At 58.5% G+C, this 9793-nt stretch carries 11 protein-coding genes; 8 read left to right on the plus strand and 3 right to left on the minus strand.

Annotation, left to right across the window (positions count from 1 at the left end; all coding sequences use genetic code 11):
• Positions 1-19: 19 nt before the first annotated feature.
• Together V1479_RS24035 and V1479_RS24040 are read right to left on the minus strand one after the other, a co-directional pair.
• Positions 20-409, minus strand: coding sequence for a hypothetical protein (locus V1479_RS24035; protein ID WP_173194446.1), 390 nt, complete (start codon positions 407-409; stop codon positions 20-22).
• Between the two features lie 158 nt (positions 410-567).
• The gene (locus tag V1479_RS24040) at positions 568-1002 is read right to left on the minus strand and encodes a hypothetical protein (RefSeq protein WP_173194445.1); all 435 of its coding nucleotides are present in this window, start codon (positions 1000-1002) and stop codon (positions 568-570) included.
• A gap of 369 nt (positions 1003-1371) precedes the next feature.
• On the opposite strand from V1479_RS24040, the gene V1479_RS24045 reads away from it, so the two are divergent.
• The 5 genes from V1479_RS24045 (at position 1372) to V1479_RS24065 (ending at position 5871) form a co-directional block, all read left to right on the plus strand.
• Positions 1372-1755, plus strand: a complete 384-nt coding sequence (locus tag V1479_RS24045; RefSeq protein WP_173194570.1) for a hypothetical protein — start codon at positions 1372-1374, stop codon at positions 1753-1755.
• 585 nt (positions 1756-2340) lie between these two features.
• Positions 2341-2592 (plus strand): helix-turn-helix domain-containing protein, encoded by a 252-nt coding sequence (locus V1479_RS24050; RefSeq protein WP_173194444.1) that lies wholly within the window; start codon positions 2341-2343, stop codon positions 2590-2592.
• On the plus strand, positions 2592-4007 hold the full coding sequence (locus V1479_RS24055) for a type II toxin-antitoxin system HipA family toxin (RefSeq protein ID WP_368805085.1): 1416 nt from the start codon (positions 2592-2594) through the stop codon (positions 4005-4007). Before V1479_RS24050 ends, V1479_RS24055 begins: the two co-directional genes overlap by 1 nt.
• Before the next feature lie 237 nt (positions 4008-4244).
• Positions 4245-5129, plus strand: coding sequence for a hypothetical protein (locus tag V1479_RS24060; RefSeq protein WP_173194442.1), 885 nt, complete (start codon positions 4245-4247; stop codon positions 5127-5129).
• A 127-nt stretch (positions 5130-5256) separates the two neighbouring features.
• A complete protein-coding gene (locus V1479_RS24065) occupies positions 5257-5871 on the plus strand; it encodes a proteasome protein (RefSeq protein WP_368805086.1) in 615 nt (204 codons plus the stop codon).
• A 373-nt stretch (positions 5872-6244) separates the two neighbouring features.
• On the opposite strand, the gene V1479_RS24070 is transcribed toward V1479_RS24065, so the two are convergent.
• Positions 6245-7228: a TerC family protein gene (locus V1479_RS24070; protein ID WP_368805087.1), complete on the minus strand. Its 984-nt coding sequence runs from the start codon at positions 7226-7228 to the stop codon at positions 6245-6247.
• Between the two features lie 646 nt (positions 7229-7874).
• Between V1479_RS24070 and V1479_RS24075 the strand changes: the two genes are divergently transcribed.
• The 3 genes from V1479_RS24075 to V1479_RS24085 all read left to right on the plus strand — a co-directional run.
• Entirely contained in the window at positions 7875-8801 is a 927-nt protein-coding gene (locus V1479_RS24075; protein ID WP_173194437.1) for a hydrogen peroxide-inducible genes activator, read from the plus strand.
• A 204-nt stretch (positions 8802-9005) separates the two neighbouring features.
• Positions 9006-9461, plus strand: coding sequence for a fasciclin domain-containing protein (locus V1479_RS24080; protein ID WP_376769215.1), 456 nt, complete (start codon positions 9006-9008; stop codon positions 9459-9461).
• 86 nt (positions 9462-9547) lie between these two features.
• A partial coding sequence (locus tag V1479_RS24085; protein ID WP_368805088.1) for an NAD-dependent epimerase/dehydratase family protein occupies positions 9548-9793 on the plus strand: 246 nt, incomplete at its 3' end.

A 9793-nucleotide genomic window follows, 5' to 3' on the forward strand; every position in this document is an offset into this window, starting at 1 on the left:
TGTATCGGACGGTTCAATGTCACCGAACGTAGATTGTGATTGTTTCCCTATCGTCCATCGTTGCGGCGACGATATTACGAATCGCCACCGAGCGGCGTAAAAGTTCCAGCTTGAGCTTTTCGTTGGCTACGATGGCAGTTTGTACCATGGCCCAGCCATCATCTGTATCTCTCAGAGCCAATTCGATCGCTTGGTTCTCATATGCTGAGTCAAATTCGCTCAGGTCGATAACATTTATACCGTTGTAGCTTTTGAGCGAACGGATTTCATTTGCGCTGAGATCGGTTGCATCGAGCGCGGCAACGATTTTGTGAATGTTTGCGCTGCGGTCGGACAAGTCGTCGCAAAGCGCCGCGACCGGCCACATTGCTAGGACGCTCCACAAGAGCCAGATAGCAGCAATTTTCATCGCGAGTTCCGACAAGAAACACTACCGGGGCGCAGGTGTCCCATATGGCTGGCGCAAAGCGGAGTTTCCAAAGCGTCCATATGCGGTGTTCCTGATACCAATTGTCCCCCGCAGGGCCTGGGCGGCAACCTCGTCACCGCCCGAGAGCAGCCACTTATTTAACTGTCGGTCGCCGGCATCTCGTCGGCAGACGAATCCGGAGTTACCGTTCGCGCTGGAAGCGATTCCATCGCTATGAGTTGGTCGGCACAGATATCAGAGGCGCCGCTAACTTGTTTATCGAGTGCCGTGACAGTGTTCCATCCGCCATCCTCGATGAAGTCATCCTGCTGATAGGCGCTCTCCTTCTTCAGAGCGACGAGGTTATTTGCGGCGTTTGCGTCGGCGATGAAATTCTCGACACAGAGCGATGCGACCAGTTGCTCACGTGCGTCCTGCGAGGCTTGGTCCGCCATCGCTTGAGCAGAGCCGCCTGTGACCCATCCGGCCCAAGTGAAGCCGACAACCATCGTCAAGACACTGGCACCGACTGCTGTCCAGACGAGCCCACCCTTCGTTGGCCGATAATCGTTCCATCTGGTCGTAATGCTCATCTTTCGCTCCCTATTTGTTTCAATCGGATAGACAGCGTGAACCTACAGGTGGTGGATGTCAAATATCGCTAATACTAGGACCGCTAGCTCGGAGCGGTCCGGACCCTAAGCGGCGCTCGGGGACGTTACGGCGGGGTCCGCACGCAAAGCCCCGAATATGCCCCGGTGGGGCCTCGGATACGGCAGCTTCCGCTCGGGGCAATTTCAATCGCACCAGACAGGAAGGTGAGATCCTAAAAACGTGCAAGTCGCCATTGGACGCGGAAGAAATGGAAGCACCGAGCTCAACTGCAATTCGCGCGCAGGTTGTCCGAAAGCGCAACGTGTGGTTACCTTGTTGTGGCGGCGGGCGGCTATCGGAGAGGGACAATGCCGAGATTGACACTCAAACTCCTGCCGATCCTGCTTTTGCCGTTTGCTGCGGCTGGGTGTGTCAGCACCGACGATCAGCGCGCGATGGACGCTGAAAAATGCAACTCCTTCGGGTTCCAACCGGGAACGGACGGCTTTGCCACGTGCATGATGAGGCAAGATGCGCAACGCACAGCGGATGAACAGCGCTCGCTCGACCGAATGGAGGCACAAGAACGACGCGATCGCGACCGGCAGGCATCGCAACGCAGCGACGACATCGATACGCGGCCAAGCTTCGATAGAGACGGCAATCCCAATTTCGATCCCGATGGCAACTACATCGGTTGCCACGGCATCGGCTGTGAAGTCGACAATCCTGACGACGATACGGACGGTTAAGCAGGGTTACAGAAGACCGCCTGGGCCGGTGCCAGCGGGGCGATGAACTGGGACATTTTCAGCCCCTATTCAATTGGAAGATCGCTGGACCCGGAATGGTCGGCGGCGGGGTTAGCTTCACCCTTGCTCGTGTTCCGCTCAAAAATTACCTACGCGCGTCCTCCACGCTCTGCTGACGTTTTCGTCGGGAACGTCACCGCGGGACAGTTCGTCGCGCATTTCTTCGAACTCGTCGGGATAGAAAACTCCACGCATCGAAATTCTAGAGGTTGTCATTACTACCTCCTTTTCACTCTAGGGCGTGAGCATGATGATCGCTGACAGCGCCAGCGCGCCGACAATGGACTGACGATGTGGCATCATCACCAGGAACAATGACACCAAGAAGGCAATTCGGCTACTGGTCGATGACGAAGTGTTTCACCGAATCCTAGACTAGTACATTGGAGATCTCCTCAACCGCCGTGACAGCTCTTTATGCGACCGAATGCATAAGATCTATTTTATCGCGGTTAACACATAATCCGTCGTTATGTGCTAAATCCGATATTGACCTTTTATCGGAATTAGAGCATAACTACCGAAATGACAAACTTGGCACGCAATCCGAAGCAGATCGGAAACATCGTACAGCGCGCCCGCAAAAAGCAGGGCCTTAACCAGACTGAGCTCGGCACCAAAGCGGGACTGCGGCAGGAGACCATTTCCCTTATCGAAACCGGCAACCCGGCGGCGAAACTGGAGACAGTTCTTGCCGTCCTCGCCGCCCTCGATCTGGAATTCAGAATCCTACCGCGATCGAAACGCCATCCTTCGGACATTGAGGACATCTTCTGATGGCGCGACGTCGCACGTATGAGCCGCTACGCGTTTATCTCAATAACCGGCTGGTCGGATTTTTCAGCAAGGAAACAAGCGGCGCGCTGGAATTCCAGTATGATCAAAGCTGGCTCGATTGGGAGCATACTCTCCCTATTTCACTATCGCTGCCCCTACGGGAAACGCCTTTCCGAGGCAAACCGGTCATCGCGGTATTCGATAACCTGCTCCCCGACTCCGACGCACTGCGCCGCCGGGTGGCCGAAAAAGTCGGCGCGCGGGGAACTGACGCTTACAGCATGCTCGCGGCAATCGGCCACGACTGTGTAGGAGCCCTGCAATTCATCCCCGCTGACGACGAGGCGATCGATGCGACCGGCACGATCAAGGGCGAAGCTGTTGATGACGCGGCTATCGACAGACTTTTGCGCGGCCTCGCGCAAGCACCGCTTGGCTTGAGCCGTGACGACGACTTCCGGATATCGATTGCAGGTGCCCAGCAGAAAACCGCCCTGCTCTACCTTGATGGCAAATGGATCAAGCCGCACGGTGCGACCCCTACAACGCATATCTTCAAGACACAGATCGGCACCTTGCCCAATGGCATCGATTTGTCGAGCAGTATCGAGAACGAGTTCTATTGCCTGAAGTTTCTCGAAGCGTTCGGCCTTCCGGTCAACAAAGCTGAAATCAGAACATTCGGGAAAACGAAGACGCTCATTATCGAGCGGTTCGATCGCCGCTGGACCTCGGACGGAAGATTGCTCCGCCTGCCGCAAGAGGATTGCTGTCAGGCACTCTCGGTTCCTCCTACGCTGAAATACCAAAGCGACGGCGGCCCCGGCATGGTCGCGATCCTCGATCTCCTCAAAGGCGGCGATAGTCCGGCAGAAGATCAGTCTGCCTTCATCAAGGCGCAAATCCTGTTCTGGCTCCTTGGCGCGACCGATGGCCATGCCAAGAATTTCAGCATCTTCCTAGGGAGCGGCGGCACTTACCAAATGACGCCGCTTTACGACGTCCTGACGGCACAACCGAGCCTCGACTCCCATCAAATCCAGCGCAAGCAGATGAAGCTGGCGATGTCGGTCGGCGATAGTCGACACTATCGCATCGACCAGGTTCACGCACGGCACTTCATTCAAACCGGCGCTGAAGCTGGCCTGCCGAAATTTCTGGTTCCTGATGCAATCGAAGACGTCGTCACACGTGCGAACGATGCGATCGAGTCGATCGAAAAGTCTTTGCCCGAGGGCTTTCCTGCCGTCATTCACGACTCGGTTTCTGCAGCGGTCGCTGGTCGGATACGCAACATGACGATGTCGCAGTCGCAGTCGGCACGAAGTCTAAGCCGAGATACAGGTGAAGCTGCGCGAGTGGACAATCCGGTCGTTCTAGCCGCATGGCGAAGGCGCGATACTGGAAACGTTTAAGGACATCCTCGCACAGGACATTGAAGACGGCGTCGTGGCACAGCCGGACCCAACGGCGTATCTGCCGCCATGGTCGACGAAATAGGTCAACAAGCCGGCGGAACATTGGCGAGAATGCGGCGTTTAGCCTTCCGCAACGCAGGAGGCTCTTATGCACGGAATCATCTATCTCGTCGGGCTCGTGGTCGTGATCATGGCGATCCTGTCTTTCTTCGGTCTGCGCTGAGGGAGGCTGAGATGGCAATTGTTGAAGAAACCATCGTAACACCCCAGGCAGATGAGGGTCGTTCGTATGTCGATTGGTCCGCAATTTTCGCAGGCGCCGCGGTTGCAGCTGCCATTTCGTTGGTCCTGCTGACCTTCGGCGCGGCGCTGGGCCTGTCGCTGACATCTGCCCATGAAGGTCAATCGGCATCCTTGTTCTGGATCGCGGTCGTCGGCGGGCTCTGGCTCTTGTGGGTTCAGGTCTCAGCTTCGATGGCGGGCGGCTATCTTGCCGGGCGTATGCGGCGGCGCGTCGGCGATGCGACCGAGTATGAATCCGACCTGCGCGACGGCTCACACGGTGTCGTCGTATGGGCCGTCGCAACGCTGGTCGCAGCTACCCTCGCCTATTCCGGCGCAATGGGCACGGCGACGGTTGTCGGACAGACCGCAGGTGCAGCCGCGTCGGCCGTAGGCTCGGCCACAGTGGCGGCCACCGATGCTCTCGATCCAAATGCACTGCTGGTCGACAGAACGCTTCGCGGCGCTCCGGGTGCCGACCCGATCGACGAAGGCACGCGAGACGAGGTCGCTCGAATCCTGCTGTCAGCCGTGACAACCGATGGCGGACTGGCTGATGCAGACCGCCAGTATCTCGTGGCCGTGGCAGCCGAGCGGGCCGGGGTTTCTCCTGAAGAGGCAGAGCAACGCATCAATGAAGTGATCGCCCAGGCTCAAGAGTTCGAGCAGGACGCGCGCGAGGTGGCGGATCAGGCTCGCCGTACCGCAATGCTTGCAGCCTTTATCGCAGCTGCGTCGCTGGTCGTCAGTGCCGCTGCGGCCTACTTCGGCGGCACACTCGGCGGGAACCATCGTGACAAACAGACTGTCGTCGCGGGCTGGTACCGTCCCTGGTAGTCCTCGTCGATCCCAAGAACTGCCGCCCCGGTCAACCGGGGCGGCTTCAGCAACGGCACTTGCCACCGTTTGCCGAGATGGAGTCGTGCTCGGCTCGGACTCCCAGATCACCGACAAGGGGCGAGGCATGACATATCCCGCCGAGAAGCTTCACCCGCTAGGCAAGTTGGCGGCGTGGGGTGGCAGCGGCGCGCGATCTGTTCTGTACGACGTTGAACGTTGCTTCAACGAGAACAGCGCTGCGATCCTGGAGGCACCCGACATTGGACGGGCATTGCAGGAACAGGTCCTTCCGATCTTGAGCCATCACTACAACACCTTCATTCCCGACGTGCCGGGCGAAGAAGGCGGCGGGACGCCGTCGGCTTACGTCATGGCCGCCGGATGGCGTGACGGTGAACCGTGGATTGTCGAGATAACGCCGTCTGGCATGATCGGCCACTACGCTGATATTGGATTCCATGCAATTGGCAGTGGCGCGGCTATGGCTCAGCAGGCCGGTTCGCTGCTGTCCCACTTCCATCTGACCGAGCGGTCCCTGCGTTTTGGTTGCGCGGCGGTGCTGCGTGTCCTGCAGGCGCTCGACTTGACCTCTTCGAGTGTCGGTGAACCCTTCAGCCTGTGTCGCATCGACAAAGACGGCGCCCACCATCTCAGCGACAAAGAAATCGAAGCCGTAAACAAAGACGTGCGCCGCTGGGAGAAAGCCGAAAAGGCTGCCATCGCTGACATCTTCGATTGATCACCCCTTGCTCAGTTGCCGGCATCGCAGCGTTTACCCCATCCAGGGGCGAGGTTGGCGAATGCCTTGACCACGCGAGGCAGATGAGTCGCACGACCGTCCGTCGGTAGTCGCTTGAGGCCCTACCGCTATGACCAGAAGCCCGGCAGGGGCAAGACAGCGGAGAACGCCCGCCGCGAAACTGCTGAGATCGCCAGATCACTTTGAAACCTCCCGCAGAGACCGCTGTCCCGCCCTTCAGACTGGTTGCTGCCATGAGATAGGCTGCCATCGCCCTGCCACCGGCTTCGGGATCGTCAGGTCCGACCGGGCGAGCGCGCCGAGCACAACCTGCTCGAAGGAGCAAATTCCATTGGCGCGACCAGCGTTGCCATCACTGTGGGGCCCCCGTCCGGCTCGTGCGCCACAAAGAGTAGAAGATGCCAGCGGTAATAATCGCCAGCGTCACGCCGAGCGAGACCGACGCGGGGAATTTCTCCAGGGCGAGCATGTCGGCCACAAAGATCTTCGAGCCGATGAAGATTAGAACCACGGCCAACGCCGGCTTCAGATAATGGAACCGCTGGATCATCGCCGAAAGCGCGAAATAGAGCGCACGCAAACCAAGGATGGCAAAGATATTGGACGTGTAGACGATGAACGGATCTGTCGTGATGGCAAAGATCGCCGGAACCGAATCCACTGCGAAGATAACGTCGGCAATCTCGACCATGACGAGCGCCATGAACAGCGGCGTTGCAAACCAGGCCAGCTTCCCGGTTACCGGATCACGCTTCTTCACAAAGAAGTTCTTACCGTGGTGTTCGTCAGTGACATTTATGAGGCGGCGTACGAATCGGATCACGGGGTTGTTGCCGATCTCGGGCTCCTTGTCGCCTAGCCAAAGCATCTTAATGCCGGTTATTATCAGGAACGCCGCGAAGATATAAAGAACCCAGGAAAACTGAGAGACCAGGGTCGCGCCAAGCCCGATCATGATCGCGCGCAACACGATGACGCCGAGAATGCCCCAGAACAGCACGCGATGCTGATATTTGCGCGGTACTGCGAAAAAGGAAAAGACCAGAGCGATCACGAAGACATTGTCGAGTGCCAGCGTCTTCTCAACGACGAAGCCGGTGAGATAGTTCATACCTGGCTCGGCGCCCAGCTGCCACCATACCCAGGCGCCGAAGAGGAGGCCTAGGCTGATATACATCGATGACAAGATCAGGCTTTCACGAACCTCGATCTCACGATTATCGCGGTGAAGCACACCAAGGTCGAAGACCAGAAGTGCGATGACGATTGAAATGAAGCCGAGCCACATCCAGACCGGCTTGCCGAGCCAGTCGGTGAACAAGAGGGCAATTTCCACGTGAACTCTCCCGCCGGTCGCTCACCAGGTTTGAAATGTCCGACATCGCGAGAGGACCGGCAGCTCTCGCCAGAGGGGCCCGGACCAGGGGATTGAATCGAGCCCCGCCGGTTATGCAGAACCGGCGGCGGATTTCACTTGGCCAGCGCTGGATTGCAGTCGACCAGACGCTCGCAATGAGCGACCCGAAAAGAGGAGTGGCCAATTGGACAAACCAGGCGGTTGATGCGCCACCCCTGCCCATGCCGGCCATCCAAAGGGACTATCCCTGCGCTGCCAGCGTATGCGGCAAGAGCAAGCGGCGACCATGCGGTGCCTGGCGCGCTCCGCCGTAGCCGACATGGGACCGTCTCCCCATCCTCGCGCCTTGCACGATGCATGGCTGCACCCTCACGCCCGTGATCGCGCAGCCGTCGGCGTAGTGAATCTGCGGCGGATGACGGGGATGGATGTCGCCTGCCCTTCCCGGTTGAGCCGCTCCAGATACTCGATCTGCTCCCGGAACCTGAGCTTGAGCTTTTTCAATCCCTGAAGTGCCAGACTGTCCGGTGCAGGACGCGCCTGCACGCTCGGCTGATCTGGTCACGACCGGATGATTGCGCCAATTGATTGTTGAAATGGCGACAATAGCGCATAACTATTGCTCATGCCGTATCGTCCCACGCTTCGCCAACTCGAATATATCGTCGCACTGGCAGAGTGCGGTCATTTCGGGAAAGCCGCAAAGCGCTGTCATGTGTCCCAGCCGACGCTCTCGGTCCAGATTGCCCTGGTTGAAGAGAACCTCGATATCCAACTCTTCGAGCGTACTCCGGCCGCCGTTCTGCTCACGCCCACAGGGGAACGATTTCTCCACGGCGCGCGCGTTACCATCGCAGCCATGAACGATCTGATGGACGCAGTCACCGATGACGCCGCAGCGCTTGGCGGCGTGATAAGGCTGGGCACGCCGTCCACTTTCGGGCCTTACTTCCTACCGACGTTTCTACCCCCATTGCACCAGACGTATCCGGACCTGAAGATCTACATAGTCGAGGATCGTCCGGCTGCGATCGAGACTGCGGTTGCAGAAGGTACGCTCGACTGCGGTCTCGGTCCTTCATGCGGTGAGCCGTCGCTGACATTCATCCCGATTGGGAACGAGAGGCTCTATCTCGGGGTGCCGGCCGACCACCGCCTCGCGCACCGTCACGTTGTCGCCTTGGATGAACTGCGCCAAGAACGCCTTTTGGCACTCGGACGCGGTAATCGGTTGCTGGAAAACGTTCAGCACTTGGCAGAGGCCTCGGGAGCAACGGTCATTGAGGATTATGCCGGCACGAGTCTCGATTCCATTCGTCAAATGATATCAATAGGTATGGGATGCTCCATCTTCCCGGAGCTCTACGCCCGTGCCGAACTCCAGAATGGGCAGGATGTTCGGATGCTGTCGATTGAAGGTTGGATGGAGACGCGCCAAGTTGGTCTCCATTTTCGAGACAACAGCGGACGAAGACGACACTTCGAGGTGCTTGCCTCACACGCGCACCAAGCCGCCTCAACTCTTGGAATAGCTGCAGGCGATATAATCTAGTCACAGAGCCACCGCTCCCGTAACCTGCCTGCGCGACTGACACCGGCAAAGCGTTGCCGGCCCCAAGCTCGACACTCCACAATTCTTTGTGACCTCGCCGCGGTGAACCGCGTGAAGGCTCCCCTCGTATGTCGATGCGAGATGACCCCTGGTCTCTCCCCGAACCGCGAACATGAGAGGAAAGCAAAGATGCTGAAGAAATTGATGATTTCCGGCGCAGCTGCCGTCGCGATGACCACGTCCGTACTTGCCGCAGACATTGTCGACACCGCCAGCCAGGCCGGCAACTTCACCACCTTGCTTGCAGCTGCCGAGGCTGCGGGCCTGGTCGAGACGCTGAAGGGCGATGGACCATTCACTGTCTTTGCGCCGACGGACGACGCATTTGCGGCCCTCCCCGCTGGCACGGTTGACGATCTGCTCAAGGAAGAAAACCGAGACCAGCTCGTGTCGATCCTCACTTACCACGTCGTACCAGGCAGCGTGGCATCTTCCGACCTCACCGAAGGAATGACCGCAGCCACGGTCCAGGGAAGCAACGTTACATTCACGCTTGAGGGCGGCGCCAAAGTGAACGATGCAAACATCACCCAGGCCGATATTGAGGCCGATAACGGTGTCATACACGTCATCGACGCTGTCATCATGCCATCAATGTGATGTCGTCGCAGGGCCATTGAGCCCGGGGCCGCAGCCGCGCGATCGCAACCGGCTGCGGCTTGCCCATACCGAAACGGGAGGTCTCGGTGAATATCGCGGTGGTGGTCGGTTCGACCGGCGGCATCGGCAGGGCACTGCTCGAAGCGCTTGAAGCACAAGGAACGTTCGATGAGGTGATCGGCCTGTCGCGCCGTACCATTCCTCATGTAGATGTTGTCGATGAAGCGACCATTGTCAACGGCGGAGCAAAAACCGGCCATTGGGCGGCGCAAAACCAGGCCACTGGCGCTGCTGCGAGCGGGGAACGTCGGGAGGGCGTAGCCCGACCAGAG

Source organism: Neoaquamicrobium sediminum (assembly GCF_040970315.1).
GTDB lineage: Bacteria > Pseudomonadota > Alphaproteobacteria > Rhizobiales > Rhizobiaceae > Aerobium > Aerobium sediminum.

What these genes read in the sequence shown, in the direction of transcription:
- V1479_RS24035 (WP_173194446.1), bottom strand. Translation starts at nt 409, where the DNA reads ATGAAAATTGCTGCTATCTGGCTCTTGTGGAGCGTCCTAGCAATGTGG.
- V1479_RS24040 (WP_173194445.1), bottom strand. Translation starts at nt 1,002, where the DNA reads ATGAGCATTACGACCAGATGGAACGATTATCGGCCAACGAAGGGTGGG.
- V1479_RS24045 (WP_173194570.1), top strand. Translation starts at nt 1,372, where the DNA reads ATGCCGAGATTGACACTCAAACTCCTGCCGATCCTGCTTTTGCCGTTT.
- V1479_RS24050 (WP_173194444.1), top strand. Translation starts at nt 2,341, where the DNA reads ATGACAAACTTGGCACGCAATCCGAAGCAGATCGGAAACATCGTACAG.
- V1479_RS24055 (WP_368805085.1), top strand. Translation starts at nt 2,592, where the DNA reads ATGGCGCGACGTCGCACGTATGAGCCGCTACGCGTTTATCTCAATAAC.
- V1479_RS24060 (WP_173194442.1), top strand. Translation starts at nt 4,245, where the DNA reads ATGGCAATTGTTGAAGAAACCATCGTAACACCCCAGGCAGATGAGGGT.
- V1479_RS24065 (WP_368805086.1), top strand. Translation starts at nt 5,257, where the DNA reads ATGACATATCCCGCCGAGAAGCTTCACCCGCTAGGCAAGTTGGCGGCG.
- V1479_RS24075 (WP_173194437.1), top strand. Translation starts at nt 7,875, where the DNA reads ATGCCGTATCGTCCCACGCTTCGCCAACTCGAATATATCGTCGCACTG.
- V1479_RS24080 (WP_376769215.1), top strand. Translation starts at nt 9,006, where the DNA reads ATGATTTCCGGCGCAGCTGCCGTCGCGATGACCACGTCCGTACTTGCC.